At 63.7% G+C, this 16,453-nt stretch carries 15 protein-coding genes and 1 pseudogene; 9 read left to right on the top strand and 7 right to left on the bottom strand.

Features of this window, described 5'->3' with window-relative positions:
- Positions 1 to 28: 28 nt before the first annotated feature.
- From GRI68_RS12910 to GRI68_RS13815, 3 genes and pseudogenes are all read left to right on the top strand, one after another.
- Positions 29 to 1,117, top strand: coding sequence for a mechanosensitive ion channel family protein (locus tag GRI68_RS12910; RefSeq protein ID WP_234028807.1), 1,089 nt, complete (start codon positions 29 to 31; stop codon positions 1,115 to 1,117).
- 21 nt (positions 1,118 to 1,138) lie between these two features.
- Positions 1,139 to 1,639 (top strand): annotated as a pseudogene (locus tag GRI68_RS14040) (tetratricopeptide repeat protein); the annotation flags it as partial.
- Between the two features lie 25 nt (positions 1,640 to 1,664).
- Positions 1,665 to 2,183 carry a hypothetical protein gene (locus tag GRI68_RS13815; protein WP_234028806.1) on the top strand — a complete coding sequence of 173 codons (519 nt, stop codon included), beginning with the start codon at positions 1,665 to 1,667 and terminating at the stop codon, positions 2,181 to 2,183.
- 3 nt (positions 2,184 to 2,186) lie between these two features.
- Here the strand turns inward: GRI68_RS13815 and GRI68_RS12895 are convergent, their stop codons facing one another.
- A complete protein-coding gene (locus GRI68_RS12895; protein WP_160617652.1) occupies positions 2,187 to 4,523 on the bottom strand; it encodes a CDC48 family AAA ATPase in 2,337 nt (778 codons plus the stop codon).
- Positions 4,524 to 4,840: 317 nt separating this feature from the next.
- Between GRI68_RS12895 and GRI68_RS12890 the strand changes: the two genes are divergently transcribed.
- From GRI68_RS12890 to GRI68_RS12865, 6 genes are all read left to right on the top strand, one after another.
- Positions 4,841 to 5,548, top strand: coding sequence for a CoA transferase subunit A (locus tag GRI68_RS12890; protein WP_160617651.1), 708 nt, complete (start codon positions 4,841 to 4,843; stop codon positions 5,546 to 5,548).
- Entirely contained in the window at positions 5,545 to 6,345 is an 801-nt protein-coding gene (locus tag GRI68_RS12885; RefSeq protein WP_160617650.1) for a hypothetical protein, read from the top strand. Before GRI68_RS12890 ends, GRI68_RS12885 begins: the two co-directional genes overlap by 4 nt.
- An 88-nt stretch (positions 6,346 to 6,433) precedes the next feature.
- Positions 6,434 to 7,078, top strand: a complete 645-nt coding sequence (locus tag GRI68_RS12880; RefSeq protein ID WP_160617649.1) for a CoA transferase subunit B — start codon at positions 6,434 to 6,436, stop codon at positions 7,076 to 7,078.
- Positions 7,079 to 7,087: 9 nt separating this feature from the next.
- Positions 7,088 to 8,230 carry a CaiB/BaiF CoA transferase family protein gene (locus GRI68_RS12875; RefSeq protein WP_160617648.1) on the top strand — a complete coding sequence of 381 codons (1,143 nt, stop codon included), beginning with the start codon at positions 7,088 to 7,090 and terminating at the stop codon, positions 8,228 to 8,230.
- An 81-nt stretch (positions 8,231 to 8,311) separates the two neighbouring features.
- On the top strand, positions 8,312 to 8,860 hold the full coding sequence (locus GRI68_RS12870; RefSeq protein ID WP_407643354.1) for a GbsR/MarR family transcriptional regulator: 549 nt from the start codon (positions 8,312 to 8,314) through the stop codon (positions 8,858 to 8,860).
- Positions 8,861 to 8,940: 80 nt separating this feature from the next.
- Positions 8,941 to 9,312, top strand: coding sequence for a hypothetical protein (locus tag GRI68_RS12865; RefSeq protein ID WP_234028805.1), 372 nt, complete (start codon positions 8,941 to 8,943; stop codon positions 9,310 to 9,312).
- A 70-nt stretch (positions 9,313 to 9,382) separates the two neighbouring features.
- On the opposite strand, the gene metK is transcribed toward GRI68_RS12865, so the two are convergent.
- The 6 genes from metK to hisS all read right to left on the bottom strand — a co-directional run bounded on the left by metK (position 9,383) and on the right by hisS (position 16,429).
- Positions 9,383 to 10,615, bottom strand: coding sequence for a methionine adenosyltransferase (gene metK / locus GRI68_RS12860; protein ID WP_160617646.1), 1,233 nt, complete (start codon positions 10,613 to 10,615; stop codon positions 9,383 to 9,385).
- A 39-nt stretch (positions 10,616 to 10,654) separates the two neighbouring features.
- Complete coding sequence (lnt, locus tag GRI68_RS12855) at positions 10,655 to 12,262, bottom strand: apolipoprotein N-acyltransferase (RefSeq protein WP_160617645.1); 1,608 nt, start codon at positions 12,260 to 12,262, stop codon at positions 10,655 to 10,657.
- 9 nt (positions 12,263 to 12,271) lie between these two features.
- Positions 12,272 to 12,970, bottom strand: a complete 699-nt coding sequence (locus GRI68_RS12850; protein ID WP_234028804.1) for a DUF4167 domain-containing protein — start codon at positions 12,968 to 12,970, stop codon at positions 12,272 to 12,274.
- A 210-nt stretch (positions 12,971 to 13,180) separates the two neighbouring features.
- Positions 13,181 to 14,011 (bottom strand): peptide chain release factor N(5)-glutamine methyltransferase, encoded by an 831-nt coding sequence (prmC, locus tag GRI68_RS12845; RefSeq protein ID WP_160617643.1) that lies wholly within the window; start codon positions 14,009 to 14,011, stop codon positions 13,181 to 13,183.
- Positions 14,008 to 15,075, bottom strand: coding sequence for a peptide chain release factor 1 (gene prfA, locus GRI68_RS12840; protein ID WP_160617642.1), 1,068 nt, complete (start codon positions 15,073 to 15,075; stop codon positions 14,008 to 14,010). The genes prmC and prfA overlap by 4 nt, the downstream gene beginning before the upstream one ends.
- Before the next feature lie 112 nt (positions 15,076 to 15,187).
- Entirely contained in the window at positions 15,188 to 16,429 is a 1,242-nt protein-coding gene (gene hisS, locus GRI68_RS12835) for a histidine--tRNA ligase (protein WP_160617641.1), read from the bottom strand.
- Positions 16,430 to 16,453 lie beyond the last annotated feature (24 nt).

The raw sequence follows: 16,453 nt of genomic DNA, 5'->3' as shown, positions 1-16,453 counted from the left end.
TGGACGCCGTGCCCATTAGGTCGCCCGAATGATGGACGCTCTGCTCGAACCGCTCAATCGATTGCCCGACCACACGCAGGACTGGCTGACTGCCGCGCTTGCCGCAGGGATTGCCGTCGTCGTGGCGCTGCTACTGCATCGCCTGCTGTTCAAGGCGCTCGAACGGATCGTCAAGCAAAGCGACAGCGACAGCGACGACGTGCTGGTGCGCAACATCGCTCGGCCCTCACGCTATGCACTGGTGGCGCTGGCACTGGTCCTCGTCGCGCGCGAAGTGCCGATGCTCGAAACCGTGTGGGACAAGGTCGCCGGCTTCGTCATGCCGCTGATCGTCGGCTGGATGGTGCTGGCGGTTTTCCGCGCGCTCATCCACGCCGCCGAGGAAAACGCGGGCAGCGATTTCATGGAAGATTTCGTCGCCCGGCGGAAACGCACGCGGCTGACAATCATTTCGCGGCTCGTTTCGGCGATCATTATTTTCATCACCGTGGGCCTGATGCTGCTCTCGATTCCGGGTGTGCGCGATATCGGCCTGACGCTGATGGCGTCCGCCGGTCTCGCCGCCTTGGCCGTCGGTGCGGCGGCGCAGCCCGCACTCAAGTCGCTGATCGCCGGCATCCAGATGGTGCTGACCGAACCGATCCGGATCGGCGACATGGTCAATGTCGGCGGGCATGTCGGCCGCGTCGAGGAAATCCGCATGAATTTCGTATTCATCCGGACCTGGGACGAACGCCTTGTCGTCATCCCGACCGCGAACTTTTTCGACGAGACGTTCGAGAACTGGTCGCGCGGTAGCGAGCGCTTGACCGGGCCGGTGTTCCTCCACCTCGATCCGGCGAGCGACATCGATCCGATTCGTGCCGAGTTCGAACGCTATGTCGAGGACCACACGTTATGGGACGGTCGCACCGCCGCTATGCTGATGACCGACGCCTATCCCGAAAGCGTCGAACTGCGCGTTGCGGTGAGCGCAGCGACCATCGGCAATCTCTGGAACCTGCGCGCCGATGTGCGCGAGCACATGCTGGCCTGGCTGCGCGAGAACCAGCCGGACGCGCTGATCCGGCATCGTCTCGAAGTGCCGCACGGTCATCCCAAGGCGGGCGAACCCTGATCGAGGGAGGAGTGTAACGATATGCTAGGCATTCTTCTGCTGACTTCCATGGCAGCGCCGATGGTGTCGCAAGCCCCCAACAGCAATAGCGCATGCCGCGCGAACTGTATCAGCAGATCAATCGCACGAGCGCCAATCCATCGATCGCGGATTGGCAAAAACTTCACCCCAAGTCGTCCTTCAGCTGGAAGCTTGCAGCTCGGGCAATCCGGACCTCGTTCCGGCGAAGAAGTGGTGCGGCTTGCCGCCTATATCGCCGACGAAACGCGCCGCCCCCAGCAAGAACTGTTGAGCCGTTTTCACGCGGCACTCGACTTGCGCGAGCGAATGAAGGGCGTGGACCACCCCGAAACGCTCTACATCCTCCGCAGCATCGGTTGGCTCCATAACAATGCAGCGCAGCTCGACGAGGCAGAGCGCATCATGCGCGAAGTTCTTGTGCGTAGCGAAGGCTCGGCCCCACAGATCTACGGATCGGCGCTGACCGATCTCGCCACCGTGCTGATGTCGCGCGCAAAATTCACCGAAGCACGGACATTGCTGCGACGTGCGCTCGATCTATCGCTCGCAAGATCTCACGCCTCAGGAAGACGACCTGACCACTCGTCAGAATCTCGCGCTGATCGACTTGCGCACCAGTTGTTTCGCAATCGCAGAGCCTGTGTTCGCCGAGGTCTGTCCGCGAATCGAGGCGCTGGCCAACGGCCAGTCGATTGCGCCGGCGTTCTGCCTGATGAACCACGGAGCCACGCTGATCGCGCTCGAACGCTATGGCGAGGCGAAGGACCGATTGGTGCGCGCATACGGCATCCTATCGAACGTGAACGGCCCGGACACAGGACAAGCGGTGACCGCCGCTACATTCGCCGCGAAAGCCGCCAGCCTCGACGGTGATGTCGCCTTCGCCGAGCGCGCCTTTGGAGTAGCGATCAAGGCCCTTGCGTCAGGTGGCAAGAGCCTGAACGCGATCGGAGAATTCTCCGCTCCGGCGAAGCGCACCCTCGAATTCGCGCGCCCCCTCTATGTCACCCGCGTCGCAGTTTCTTGGGAACTGGCCCGGCACTGACGATCACTTCTCGTCCATCTCCGGAGCGGGAAGTTCGGGGTGCTTCTCCTCACGATCCGATTCCAGCGTATCGGGCCAGACGAAGCCGATCGGACGCACGGCGGCGGCGCGTTTCTTCAGCTCGCCTTTCATCTTGGCGTATTCCTTCTCCATGTCGCGCGTCACGGTGGCGCGCGAATCGTCGAGTGCCGCGGCGAAATCCTGGCCGGTCACCTCGCTGACATCCGACCCGTTCTTGCGGATCGCGATCAGGCCGGCGCGGCGAACCACGTCTTCGAGATCGGCGCCGGTAAAGCGTGCGGTCTTCTTTGCCACCGAAGCGAGATCGACATCGTCGGCCAATGGCATCTTTTCAGTGTGGATCTTGAGGATATGCGCGCGGCCTTCCTCGTCGGGCGCGCCGACATAGACCAGCTCGTCAAAACGGCCGGGGCGCAGCAGCGCCGGATCGACCAGCGTTGGACGGTTCGTGGCGCCGACCACCACGACCGATTGCAATTCTTCCATGCCGTCCATCTCGGCCAAAAGCGTGTTGACCACGCGGGCGGTGACTTGCGGCTCGCTGCCGCCGCTACCGCGCGCGGGGACGAGGCTGTCGATCTCGTCGATGAACACGATGCACGGCGCAACCGCGCGCGCACGGGCGAACATGCGGGCGATCTGTTGCTCGCTCTCGCCATACCACTTGCTCAACAGGTCGGAGCTTTTCATCGAAATGAAATTGGCTTCGGCCTCGCGCGCGGCGGCTTTGGCCAGCAGCGTCTTGCCGGTGCCGGGCGGGCCATACAGCAACACGCCCTTGGCCGGACGGATACCGAGCCGGTGGAAGCTCTCGGGCTCCTTGAGCGGCAGTTCGACCGTTTCGCGCAGGCGATCGGTGGCGTCGTCGAGCCCGCCGATATCGGACCAGCCGACCTGCGGGACCTGCACCATCACTTCGCGCATCGCCGACGGGCTGACGCGCTTCAGGGCCTCGAGAAAATCCTCGCGGGTGACTTCGAGGCTTTCGAGCACGTCTTCGGGGATCGACTGCGCCTCGAGATCGAGCTCGGGCATGATCCGGCGGACGGCTTCGATCGCGGCTTCGCGCGCCAGTGCGGCGATATCCGCACCCACGAACCCGTGAGTGGAGCGCGCCAGTTCGTCGAGATTGACCTTCTCGCCCAAGGGCATGCCGCGCGTGTGGATCGAGAGGATTTCGCGGCGACCCTTTTCGTCGGGCACCCCGATCACGATTTCGCGATCGAACCGGCCGGGACGTCGCAAGGCTTCATCGACGGCATCGGGGCGGTTGGTCGCCGCGATCACCACGATATTAGCCCGGCTCGAAAGCCCGTCCATCAAGGTCAGCAATTGCGCCACGAGCCGCTTTTCGGCCTCGCCCTGGACACGGTCGCGCTTGGGCGCGATCGAATCGATCTCGTCGATAAAGACGATCGCGGGTTGGGACCGTGCCGCCTCCTCGAACACATCGCGCAGCCGCTTCTCGCTCTCGCCATAGGCCGAACCCATGATTTCCGGGCCGTTGATGGTGAAGAAGGCCGCTTCGCTTTCGTTCGCGACCGCCTGCGCAAGGCGCGTCTTGCCGGTGCCCGGCGGGCCATGCAGCAGCACGCCCTTGGGCGGATCGACCCCGAGACGGGTGAACAATTCGGGATAGCGCAGCGGCAGTTCGACCATCTCGCGCAATTGCTGGATCGTGTCTTCCATCCCGCCGACATCGTCGTAATTGATGGCCGCACCGGGCGTATGCGCCTCGGCGAATTCCGCCTTGAGTTCGACCTCGGTGTTCTCGTCGATATGGACGATCCCGCGCGGGGTGGTCGACACGACCGAAAGCCTGATTTCGGTGAGCGCGAAGGCCGGGGCATTGACCATGCGTGCCAGTTCCGGCGGCATGTTGCTGACCGGTTGACGCCCACGCGTGGCGACCAGGTCTCCGGCGACGAGCGGTCGCTGGAAGAAATTGCGTTTGAGCGCTTCGGCCGGGCCCTGCAGCTTCATCTCGCGCTGCGCGGGGGCGAACACCACCCGCGTGGCGGGCCGCGATTCGACCTTGCGCACGATCACATGGTCGCCCGAGCGCGCTTCGGCGTTCGAGCGCTGGAGGCCGTCGAGCCGGATGACTTCGAGGCCTTCATCGTCGGGATAGGGTGCGCGCACGCGGGCCGGCGTGGTTGCCTTGCCCGAAATCTCGATCACATCGCCTTCGGTAACACCGAGCGCGCGCATCGCGGATTTGGAAATCCGCGCCATGCCGCTGCCACTCTCTTCCTGCTTGGCGTTTGCGACCTGTAGTTTGACAGTGTCGTTTTCGACCGCCGTATCCGCGTCCGCCATCGGCAACCCGCTCCCTTGATGTTTCTGTCGTTCCGGAGCGAGCTAGGAAGCACGCCTCTCCATTTCAAATGGGCGACGCGCCAAAACGTGCCGCGCGGCCCGGAATGCGGACCGATGCCAGACAAGAAAAAACCCGGGGACCGAAGCCCCCGGGTGGGAAGTTTTGGGAGAGGATGCCTGTAAAGGCAGGGTCTTTATGTGCGGCGCAGCATTTTTGTGCAAGTGCGAAATACTAATGGTGTGTTGCATCTCATGCAACTTACGTAACGTCGCCGTCGGTGGTGACAGGCCGGACGAGCAAGGCTAAAGGCTCGGCCATGCAGAAACTCTATCCCGATGCCGCCGCTGCCCTCGATGGATTGCTCGAGGACGGCTTGCTGATTGCTGCCGGGGGCTTCGGCCTTTGCGGCATTCCCGAACGCCTGCTCGACGCGGTGCGCGATAGCGGGGTCAAGGACCTCACCTTCGTCAGCAACAATGCGGGGATCGACAATGAGGGCATCGGCAAGCTGCTGCGGACCAAGCAGGTATCTAAGATGATCTCGTCCTATGTCGGCGAGAACAAGGAGTTCGAGCGCCAGTTCCTCTCGGGAGAGCTCGACGTCGAATTCTGTCCGCAAGGCACGCTGGCCGAACGGACGCGCGCCGGCGGCGCAGGCATCCCCGCCTTCTACACCAAGACCGGCGTCGGCACACAGGTGGCCGAAGGCAAGGAAGTCCGCGATTTCGACGGCCAAGATTACGTGATGGAACGCGGGATCTTCGCCGATCTCGCGCTGGTCAAGGCGTGGAAGGCCGATGAGACCGGCAATCTGGTGTTCCGCAAGACCGCGCGCAATTTCAACCAGCCTGCCGCCACCTGCGGCAAGGTCTGCATCGTCGAGGTCGAGGAAGTCGTCCCTGCTGGCGAACTAGACCCCGATCACATTCACCTTCCGGGCGTCTACGTCCAGCGCATGATCGTGGGCGCGCCTTACGACAAGAAGATCGAGTTCCGCACCACGCGCGAGCGCAGCGAGGCTTGATCCGCGCGCTGCGCCTCCTGGCGGTTGCTGGCGCTGCCGCTGCCCTTCCCGGTTGCGTCGCAGCCGCGCTCCCGGTGCTGGCAGGCGGCGCGATCGCAACGTCGGGTCTGCGTGGCGACAACGAGGCGCGAACAGCCCCCGTCGGACCGCCCGACACGCCGAGGGCGTCGATCCCGAACCCGCCACCCGGTCCGATCGCACCTCCCGCATCGCGGGAGGCGGCAAGTCCGGCCCTCGCAGAGTCGCCCTATGGCGGTTTCGTCGCTTACGCCCTTGCCGAAGCGCGACCCTATCTGCCCGACGAAACGCGTCGCTCGGTCGTGCTGGCCGATCCGGGCGCGACCCGACCCGATACGCGCGAATGCGATACGCAACCGCCAGCGGTGCTGATCGATCTCGACGATGGCGATAGATCGATCGATCCGCGTGCCGTGGCGACGATCCCCACCGCGCTGGTCCCCGGCCTTGCGCAGTTGCGCGCGCGTGGCTTGCGGATCATCTGGCTGAGCGGTGCGCCGAGCACGCAGGCCGCCAATCTGCGCGAACTGCTCGAACGATCGATGCTCGACCCCGCCAGCCGCGACCTGATCGCCCTGCCTATCGGCGGAGAGCGAAAGCAGGTGCTGCGCGAACGGCTCGGGCGTGAGTTCTGCATCGAGGCGATGCTCGGCGACCGGCGCGCCGATTTCGATGAATTATACGATTATCTGCGGGACGAAAGCGCCGCCGCCTCGCTCGAGCCGCTTATCGGGAACGGATGGTTCCTGGTGCCCGCGCCGTTCGGCGGAGGCAGCTGATATGCTTTCGGCCGTTTCACATGCCCTTTTCACGCGCGCGCCGAATGATCGCGCGCGATCGACCGACCCTGTTACCGGAGAATAAGTCATGCCCTGGGATCGCAACCAAATGGCCGCGCGTGCCGCGCAGGAACTGCAAGACGGCTATTACGTCAATCTCGGCATCGGCATCCCGACGCTGGTGGCGAACCACATTCCCGAAGGCATGCACGTAACGCTGCAAAGCGAGAACGGCATGCTCGGCATCGGCCCCTTCCCTTACGAAGGGGAGGAGGACGCCGATCTCATCAATGCCGGCAAGCAGACGATCAGCGAGCTGCCGCATTCGGCCTATTTCGACAGCGCCCAGAGCTTTGCGATGATTCGCGGCGGGCATATCGACCTGACCGTGCTCGGCGCGATGGAAGTGGCGCAGAACGGAGACATCGCCAACTGGATGATCCCGGGCAAGATGATCAAGGGCATGGGCGGCGCGATGGACCTTGTCGCCGGTGTGAAGAAGATCATCGTGGTGATGGATCACACCGCCAAGGACGGCTCGCCGAAGTTCGTCCCCGAATGCACGCTCCCGCTGACCGGGGCCGATGTCGTCGACATGGTCATCACCAATCTGGGCGTGTTCCGTCGCCCCGATCACGACAGCAAGTTCCAGCTTGTCGAGCTCGCGCCCGATGTGACCGAAGCGCAGGTCGCCGAGAGCACGACCGCCGACTACGAGGTCGCGCTAGGGTAGCCACTCGCCATGTGGCTCGACGCACCCCGCAATCCCCATTCGCCGCTCGCAGGTGTGAAGGTACTCGACCTGTCACGCGTGCTGGCGGGACCCTTTGCCGGGCAGATCTTCGCCGATCTTGGCGCGGACGTGATCAAGGTCGAGAGCCCCGACGGCGATAGCACCCGCCAGTGGGGACCGCCTTTCCTGGCCCGCCATGGCGAGACCACGGCCGCCTATTACCACGCCTGCAATCGCGGGAAGCGCGGGATCGTCGCCGATTTCGGCGACACGCAGGATCTTGAACGGATCAAGGCGCTGGCAAGCGGGGCCGATATCGTGCTCGAGAATTTCAAGCCGGGCGGGCTGGCCAAGTTCGGCCTCGACTACACCGCGCTCTCTGCGACCAACTCGGCGCTGGTCTATTGCTCGATCACGGGTTTCGGTCAGGACGGGCCGCGACGCGACGAGCCGGGCTACGACTTCATGATCCAGGCGATGAGCGGTTTCATGGGCCTGACCGGGGAGCCGGATGGCGAGCCGATGAAGGCTGGAGTCTCGATCTCGGACCTGTCCTGCGCCCTATGGTCGGTGATCGCGATCCAGTCGGCGCTGGTCATGCGCGCACGCACCGGACGCGGCCAGCATATCGACATGGCTCTGCTCGATTGTTCGGTTTCGCTGCTCGCCAATCAGGCATTGAGCTTCTTCGCCACCGGCGCAAACCCGCCGCGCATGGGCAACAGCCACGCCCAGGTCAGCGCCTATGGCGTGTTTCCGACGAAGGACGGTCCGGTGGTGCTGGCGCCGGCCAACGACCGGCTGTTCCGCAAGCTGCTCGGCCTGCTTGGCCGTGACGATCTGCTCGACGAACCGCGCTTTGCAACCAATGCCGATCGCCTCGCCAATCGGGCGGAGATCGACGCAATCATCGCAGATGAAACCTCCAAGCGCGATCGCGCTGATCTGCTGAAGGCGTGCGCCGCAGCTGGCGTCCCAGCGGGACCAATCAACGATCTGGACGAGGTCTTTGCCGACCCCCAGGTTGTTGCGCGCGGCATGAAGCTCGATTGCGATGGAACGCCCTCGCTGCGCAGCCCTTTCCGCTTTTCCGACGCGGAGCTTACGCTCGACGCCCCGTCCCCGACCCAAGGCGAACACACTCGAGACTGACTGCCAGAGTACATTACGTCACTTGACGAACATGTGGTTTTCGCTATTTCTGTTTTTACAGAAATAAGGATTGGCTGAGTCGTGACCGGTATTCTGGATATCCCTGAAGCCCGTAGCTTCATACTCCACTGGGGAGAAATGGGCACTGAATGGGGGGTCAACCGCTCGGTCGCTCAGATCCATGCGCTGCTCTATCTTTCGGACCGGCCAGTGCATGCAGAGATCATCTCGGAAACGCTCGGGCTGGCCCGCTCCAACGTCTCGAACGGACTCAAGGAATTGCAGGGCTACGGCATTGTTCGGCGGGTCCATGTTGAAGGAGACCGGCGCGATCACTTCGTTGCCGGAACCGATCTGTGGGAACTGCTCACACGAATCGTGACCGAGCGGAAGAAGCGCGAAATCGATCCGACGATCGCGTTCATGTCCGACCTTTCCACTTCGCTCGACGGGCGTGACGATGTGCCGCCGCATATCCGCGAGCGGATCGGCAATATGCACACTTTCATCGGCACGCTTGCCAATTGGTACGATGATGTGCGTGGCCTGCCGAAATCAACCCTCGTAACTCTTATGAAATTGGGCGGCCGTGTAGCGCGCCTCCTGCCCGGCTCACGCAAGATTTCCTGACAGTCCATTAAAAGGATCTCCCCATGCCGCCTCACCACGCCCACTGATTTCTCTATTTACAGAACTAACAGGAGGAAATGATGGAAACTGTTGCACTCGGCCTTTATCTGGCAATCAGCATCGCACTCACGGTGTGGGTCGCGCATATCTTGTCGGCCAACGGCATCGTGTTCCTGAAGGAATGCTTCGGTCACGACGACACGCTTGCGCGCTCAACCAACCACTTGCTCGTGGTCGGATTCTACCTCGTCAATTTGGGCTGGATACTGCTCACTTTGCGCTTCGGCCGCCCTCCTGAAACGGTCGCGGACACGATCCGCTTTCTTTCGAGCAAAATCGGCATCGTTGTCGTCGTCTTGGGCGCCATGCACTTCTTCAATATGAATGCGATCGCCAAGTTCGGCCGGAAGGTCGGCGAATGGCTCCGCGAAGATCAAGTCCGCTCGGCCTGATCGTCTTCGCCAAAGAAAAAGGGCGGCTCCCGCGTGGGGGCCGCCCTTTTCGTTTCCAGTATCGATGCGATCAGGCCAAGGCGGCTTTCAGATCGTCCACCAAATCGGTACGTTCCCACGGGAAGTGGTCGCCATCGACGTCGCGACCGAAATGGCCGTAGGCGGCGCTTTTGCGATAGATCGGCTTGTTGAGGCCGAGATGCATGCGGATGCCGCGCGGGGTCAGGCCGCCGAGTTTCTCGATTCCGCGGATCGCATCCTCGATCGCCGCGTCGTCGACCGTCCCCGTGCCGTGGGTATCGACATAAAGCGACAGCGGCTTGGACACCCCGATCGCATAAGCCAGCTGGATCGTGCAGCGCGATGCCAGACCGGCCGCGACGATGTTCTTGGCGAGATAACGCGTGATATACGCCGCGCTGCGATCGACCTTGGTCGGGTCCTTGCCGCTGAACGCGCCGCCGCCATGCGGGGCTGCCCCGCCATAGGTATCGACGATGATCTTGCGGCCGGTAAGCCCGGCATCGCCATCGGGACCGCCGATTTCGAACGCCCCGGTCGGATTGATGTGCCACTCGGTCGTCTCGGTGATCCAGCCTGCGGGCAGGATCTCGCCGACGACTTTCTTCACATAGGCCTTGAGTTCGGCTTCCTTTTCGCCCTCGTCATATCCCTTGGCGTGCTGGGTGGAGACCACGACTGCGGTGCATTCCACCGGTTTGCCGTTCTCATAGCGAAGGGTGAGCTGACTCTTGGCATCGGGCTCGAGGAACGGCGCGGCGCCGCTCTTGCGATCCTTGGCGAGGCGGTGGAGGATCTTGTGGCTGTAATCGAGCGTCGCCGGCATGAGGTCGGGCGTCTCGTCGCAGGCAAAGCCGAACATGATGCCCTGGTCGCCAGCGCCTTCATCCTTGTTGCCGCTCGCATCCACGCCTTGCGCGATCTCGCTCGACTGTCCGTGGAGGTGATTCTCGAAGGTCAGCGTTTCCCAGTGAAAGCCTTCCTGCTCGTAACCGATATCGCGTACAATGCGCCGCACGGCCTGTTCGATCTCGTCGCGCGCGCCCGGGGCCCAGCCGCCATTCTCGGCCCAATCAGCATTGTTTTCGTCATACATCGGTGCACAGCGAATCTCGCCCGACAGGATCACGAGTTGCGTGGTGGTCATGGTTTCGCACGCGACCCGCGATTCGGGGTCTTTCGACAGCATCAGGTCGACGATCGCATCGGAAATCTGGTCGGATACCTTGTCCGGGTGGCCTTCGGAAACGCTTTCGGACGTGAACAGGTAGTCGGAGCGCATTACAACCTCATATAAAGAAAGCTTTATGTGCGACCTGTCCTAGACCCGCCCGCGGCGACTGGCAACAAGCGCGATTACGCAAAATACGAGCGCCCATCCGAGCGCCAGCCAATTGCCCAAACGCGCGAACCAGGTAGGCGCTCCCGCAGGCGGCACCAGCCCGTCCAGCCGCGCGGCCCGATGGCGGGGTATGGACTTGCGGACGATGCCGTGCGCATCGATGACGGCACTGACCCCGGTGGTGGTCGAGCGCAGTACCGGCAGCCCCTCTTCGATCGCGCGCATTCGCGCCTGAGCGAGGTGCTGCGGCGGGCCGGTGGGGCCGAACCAGCCATCGTTGGACGGGTTGAAGATGTAGTCGGGCCGGTCCGATCGATCGACGACCTCGCCACTGAACACGATCTCGTAGCAAACCTGCACCCCGGCCCTGCCATATTGGCCGAGATCGAGCGTACGAGGCCCGGGGCCCGGGAAGAAATCGACCGCGCCCGGCACCAGCCGCGACAGGCCCAGCGGCTCGAGCACCGGACGCATTGGCAGGTATTCGCCATAGGGCACGAGGTGCGACTTGTCGTAGCTCGCGCGGATCTGTCCGCTTCCGTCGAGCGCGGTCACCGAATTGCGCGCGCCGACCAGCGTGCCATCGTCGATCTCGAGATCCTGCGTGCCCGAAAGCAGCATCGAATTGCCGCCGATCACCCGCGCGATGCGCCGCTTCGAGGCGAGGGGATCCGCGAGATAGTTGAAGCGCAGGTAAAAGCGGTACGGATAGCCTTCACGCAGGAAATCCATGATCCCCGATTCGGGCCACAGGACCAGCCTCGGTTCCATGTTCTCGGGCAGCGACAACGATGCCGTCTTGGCAAAATTCTCTTCGAAAAACGCGCGCTCGTTGAGCACCTCTTGCCGGATGTCGGGCTGAACCAGCGTGTAGCGCAGTGTCCCTTCGTGTTGTTCGGGGGCCGGGAATGCCCAGACCAGTACAACGATAGGCACCACCGCAAGCATGACCATCGCGAGGCGACGGTCCGCCTTACGCGTCGCCAGCCACCAGCATCCGCCGAGCGCCAGAACCACGCCTGACAGCGCGTACGTTCCGGTGAATGACGACAGACCGGCAAGACCCGGTCGATCGAACGGGCCAAGCGCGATCATCGCCAGCGGGTTCCAGGCATAGCCCGAAAACGCCCAGCTGCGGATCCATTCGGCAACGATCCAGCTTCCCGCCAGCGCGGGGACCATCGGCCAGGCGCGCCGCCTCTTCCCTGCCAGCCACCAGCCGCCGAGCGCGGCCAATGCCGGGAACACGGCGAGATAGACCGCAAGCAGCAAGACCGCGACGACGCCGAGCCAGGTCGGCATATTGCCCTGGTATGTGAAGGCGATGGCGATCCAGCTGTTGCCTAGCGCGAAATGCGACCAGCCGAAGCACCAGCCGCGTGCCAGCGCCGAGCGCCAGGTCGGCGCAGCGGAAACGACCGCGACGAAAATTGCCAGCCCGACGAGGGCGAGCGGCCATAATCCGTAAGGCTGGAAACCGAGCGCGGCGAGCGCGCCCGAGGCCAGCGATGCGAGCCGCGGATAGGCCGCCGGCAAACCCGCCAGCCTGCCGGCGCCGGTCCGGGCGCGCTGCTGCAGCGAGCCCATCCTGCGTGCTTAGCCTACCGCTTCGGCGGCATCGTCGCCCGCGGCGCGACGCGTACGGCGGCGCGGCTTGGGTGCATCCTCGCCCGCATCGTCGCCAATCGACGGCGGCAGCGCGCTCGGATCGAGACCGTTGGTGTCGTTGTCCGAAGACTTGGCCTTGGCACTCGTCTTGCGCGGCGCACGCGGCTTGGCCGGAGCCTTCGCGGCAGCCTTGCTCTGGCGCTTTCGGGTGAAGGGATTTTCCTCTTCGCCGCTGTCCTTGCCTTCGGCCGCCTCGCGCCCCTGGGTCGCTTCCTCGCCCTCGCTCTTGCGCGGGCGACGGGTGCGCTTGGGACGATTGTCCTGACCATCGTCATCGTCGTCATTATCGTCGCGCTGCTGCTGGTTCTGCTGCTTCGCGTCACGATTGTCGTCGCGCTGGTTCTGCGGTTTCGAATCGCGATCGTCGTCGCGCTTGGAGCGCTGCTCGTCCTGACGCGCCTTGTTGTCGGCGATGACACGGAAATAGTGATCGGCGAATTGCAGGTGGTATTCCGCCTGCACGCGATCGCCGTTCATCTGCGCGTCGTTGGCCAGTTTCTTATGCTTGTCGAGCAGCTGGGCGGCATTGCCGCGCGCCCGGCTGTCGATGCGGTTCGGAAACTGGTTGTTCTGCGACCGATTGCCGCCGCGACCGCGACGACGATTGTTACCACGATTATTGCTCAAGGATTCGTGTTCCCTAATGGCGTCGGCATTGCCGACCATGCCTCCCGCGCGACCTTCGCGCGGGCCCGTCCCGTTGACTTTCTTGACCTGTGCACGAGCCCGAGCGGGCGCGAGAGATGCAATTCTGGTCAGGGGCATTGTCCGGCCAACCCGTGGGTCTCTGCCGAAACGACTATCGGGGTAGCGTGCCTTACCCTCCTTGCCAAGCCCTTATGGTATTCGGCGCAGGATAAGTGCACGCGGCCGATCGGCGAGATCGCGCCGCAACTCGGTCTCGAAGCCATTTCCCGCGGCGATCTGGGAAACTGCATCGGCCTGCCGATAGCCGATTTCGAACACCGCCACGCCGCTGTCGTCCAGCAACCAGGCGAGCTGCGGCAGCAGCAGGCGATAATCGTCGAGCCCCTCGCGTCCGGCAAACAGCGCTTCGCCCGGTTCGAAATCGCGCACATCGGGATCGAGCGCGGCGTCGTCCTCGACATAGGGCGGATTGCACAGGACGAGGTCGAACCGGCCGAGCGCGTCGCGCCATCCGATGTTTCGCCAGCTTGCCCGAAGAAAATCGACCCGATCGCCCAGCCCTAGCGATTGTGCATTGCCTGTCGCGACGTCGATGGCGACCGGCGAAGCATCGACTCCCACCCCTTCCGCTTTCGGCATTTCGGACAGCGTCGCCAGCAAGAGCGCCCCGCTGCCGACGCCGAGATCGAGTACGCGGCGAGCACGCGGCGCTCGATCGAGCGCTGCCCGAACGATCGTCTCGCTATCGCCGCGCGGGATCAGCACGCCGGGGCGCACGGTGAAATCGAGACCGTAAAATTCCTTCTGCCCGACGATGTAGGCGACCGGCTCATGGCTTGCGCGCCGCTCGACCATGTCGGCGAAATCGGCAGGGGTGGGATCGCGCATCGCCTTGAGCAACATGTCCGACCGCGACATGCCCAGGGCGTGCGCCATCAGCATTTCGGCATCGATCCGCGCGGTGTCGCCATTGTCGGCGAGACGCGCGGTCGCATCGCGCAACGCCTCGGCGACAGTCACTCTTCCATCGCAGCGAGGCGCTTCGCCTCGTCCTCGGCGATCAGGGTGTCGATCACCTCGGCCAGACCCGGCCCTTCGAGGATCTGCGGCAATTTCTGCAAGGTCAGCCCGATGCGGTGATCGGTCACGCGGCCTTGCGGGAAATTGTAGGTCCGGATCCGTTCGGAACGATCCCCCGAACCGACCATCGCCTTACGCGCCTCGGCCTCTGCCCCTTCGAGCGCATCGCGCTGCTTTTCGAACAGGCGTGCGCGGAGGACCTGCATCGCCTTTTCGCGATTCTTGTGCTGGCTGCGTCCGTCCTGGCAGGTCACGACCGTGTCGGTCGGCAGATGGGTGATGCGGATCGCGCTGTCGGTGGTGTTGACGTGCTGGCCACCCGCACCGCTGGCGCGATAGGTATCGATCTTGAGGTCGGTCGGGTCGATCTGGATGTCGACCTCGTCGGCCTCTGGCAGCACCGCCACCGTCGCAGCAGAAGTGTGGATGCGCCCACCGCTTTCGGTCACCGGCACACGCTGCACTCGGTGAACGCCGCTTTCAAACTTGAGCTTGGCGAACACGCCGGTGCCCTTCACATTCGCCACGATTTCCTTGAACCCGCCGACATCCGACGCGCTCATCGAGACCGGCTCGACCTTCCATCCACGCTCGGCGGCATAGCCTTCATACATGCGGTAGAGATCGCCCGCGAACAGCGCGGCCTCGTCTCCGCCCGTTCCGGCGCGGATTTCGAGCATGGCAGGCTTGGCATCGGCGCTGTCGCGCGGCAGCATCGCGGCGGCGAGGCGGCGCTCGGCATCGGGCAGTTTCGCCTTCAGTTCGGCAAGCTCTTCCTCGGCCAGCGCTTTCATTTCCGGGTCGGAAACGAGCTCGCTCAAATCTGCCATTTCAGCCCGCATCGCTTTCACTTCGGAGGCGATTTTCGCAACTGGCTCGAGCTCGGCATAGTCGCGGCTCGCGGAAACGAACTCTTCACCCTCCAGCGTGCCACTCGCCATCCGCGCTTCGAGCTCTGCGAAACGGTTGGCGATCTGGTCGAGGCGTTCGGCGGGAATGGTCAAAGGCAATAATCTCTCATTCGTCATCCCGGACTTGATCCGGGACGATGCTTTTCTTGCAGCGCGGCGTCAAAGAAAGCACCGGCCCCGGATCAAGGCCGGGGCGATAAGAATGCTACGCGCGGAAATGCTCCACCAGGCGGCCCAGCGCGACACGCTGTTGCTCGCCGCTCTGGAGGTTTTTCACCGTGGCTTCGTTTTCGGCCAGCTCGTCGTCCCCGATGATGATCGCATAGCCCGCCCCGCTTTCGTCGGCGCGCTTCATGCGCTTCTTCATATTGCCGCGATAGGCAAGCTCGACCGTGTGGCCCGCGCGGCGCAAATCGGCCGAGATCGAGGTCGCCGCGAGATCAGCGTCGCTGCCCATCGGCACCAGCGCGAAATCGGCGTGCGGTTCGTCGCGTTCGGCCACCAGCATCGCCAGCCGCTCGATGCCTGCTGCCCAGCCGACCGCCGGGGTCGCATTGCCGCCCAATTGCTCGACCAGCCCGTCATAGCGGCCACCGCCCAGCACGGTGCCTTGCGCGCCGAGCCGGTCGGTGACGAATTCGAACGCGGTGTGGCGGTAGTAATCCATGCCACGGACAAGGCGCGGGGCGCGCGTCCATTCGACGCCCGCGGCATTCAGCCCGGTTGTGACCGCGCCGAAGAAATCTTCCGCCTCGTCCGACAGGTAATCGTCGATCACCGGCGCAGTCTCGACATGCTTGCGATCGCGCGGGTCCTTGCTGTCGAGAATGCGCAGCGGGTTGCGGCTCAGGCGATCCTGGCTGTCTTCGGACAATTCGTCCTTCACGCGTTCGAAATGCCCGACCAGCGCATCTCGCCAGGCGTCCCGGCTTGCGGCATCGCCCAGCGTGTTGAGCTGGAGCGTGATTCCGTCGGCAATACCCAGTTCCTTGAGCAATTGATCGGCCATCGCCAGCAGCTCGACATCGGCCTGCGGCTCGCCCGCGCCGATGATTTCCGCGTCGATCTGGTGGAACTGGCGATAGCGCCCCTTTTGCGGGCGCTCGTAGCGGAACAGCGGCCCATGCGTCGCCAGCTTCAGCGGGGCATGCTGCTGCCAGCCGTTGGTGACGAAAGCGCGCACCAGCCCGGCGGTGAATTCGGGCCGCAGGGTGATCGATTCGTCGCTGCGATCGTCGAACGTGTACATCTCTTTCGAGACCACGTCGGTCGTCTCGCCGAGCGAGCGCGCGAACACGCCGGTTTTTTCGATGACCGGCATTTCCACGCGGCGGAAGCGATAGAGCCGCCGCACGCGTTCGAAGGTTTCGACGACGAATCCGAAGGCCTCGGCATCGGCGCCGAAAATATCCTGGGTTCCGCGAATGGGCTGGGGTGTGTCTGCCATGATGGCGCGCGATTAGCCGGATTG

This window comes from Alteriqipengyuania halimionae, assembly GCF_009827575.1.
Classification (GTDB): Bacteria; Pseudomonadota; Alphaproteobacteria; order Sphingomonadales; family Sphingomonadaceae; genus Alteriqipengyuania_A; species Alteriqipengyuania_A halimionae.
The sequence above is the reverse complement of the archived record's forward strand: the minus strand, read 5'-3'. Positions and strand labels throughout refer to the sequence as shown.

Coding starts and splice junctions, on each gene's coding strand:
- GRI68_RS12875 (WP_160617648.1), top strand. CDS start 7,088: ATGTGGCTCGACGCACCCCGCAATCCCCATTCGCCGCTCGCAGGTGTG.
- GRI68_RS12890 (WP_160617651.1), top strand. CDS start 4,841: ATGCAGAAACTCTATCCCGATGCCGCCGCTGCCCTCGATGGATTGCTC.
- metK (WP_160617646.1), bottom strand. CDS start 10,615: ATGCGCTCCGACTACCTGTTCACGTCCGAAAGCGTTTCCGAAGGCCAC.
- GRI68_RS12880 (WP_160617649.1), top strand. CDS start 6,434: ATGCCCTGGGATCGCAACCAAATGGCCGCGCGTGCCGCGCAGGAACTG.
- hisS (WP_160617641.1), bottom strand. CDS start 16,429: ATGGCAGACACACCCCAGCCCATTCGCGGAACCCAGGATATTTTCGGC.
- lnt (WP_160617645.1), bottom strand. CDS start 12,262: ATGGGCTCGCTGCAGCAGCGCGCCCGGACCGGCGCCGGCAGGCTGGCG.
- GRI68_RS12910 (WP_234028807.1), top strand. CDS start 29: ATGATGGACGCTCTGCTCGAACCGCTCAATCGATTGCCCGACCACACG.
- GRI68_RS12895 (WP_160617652.1), bottom strand. CDS start 4,523: ATGGCGGACGCGGATACGGCGGTCGAAAACGACACTGTCAAACTACAG.
- GRI68_RS12865 (WP_234028805.1), top strand. CDS start 8,941: ATGGAAACTGTTGCACTCGGCCTTTATCTGGCAATCAGCATCGCACTC.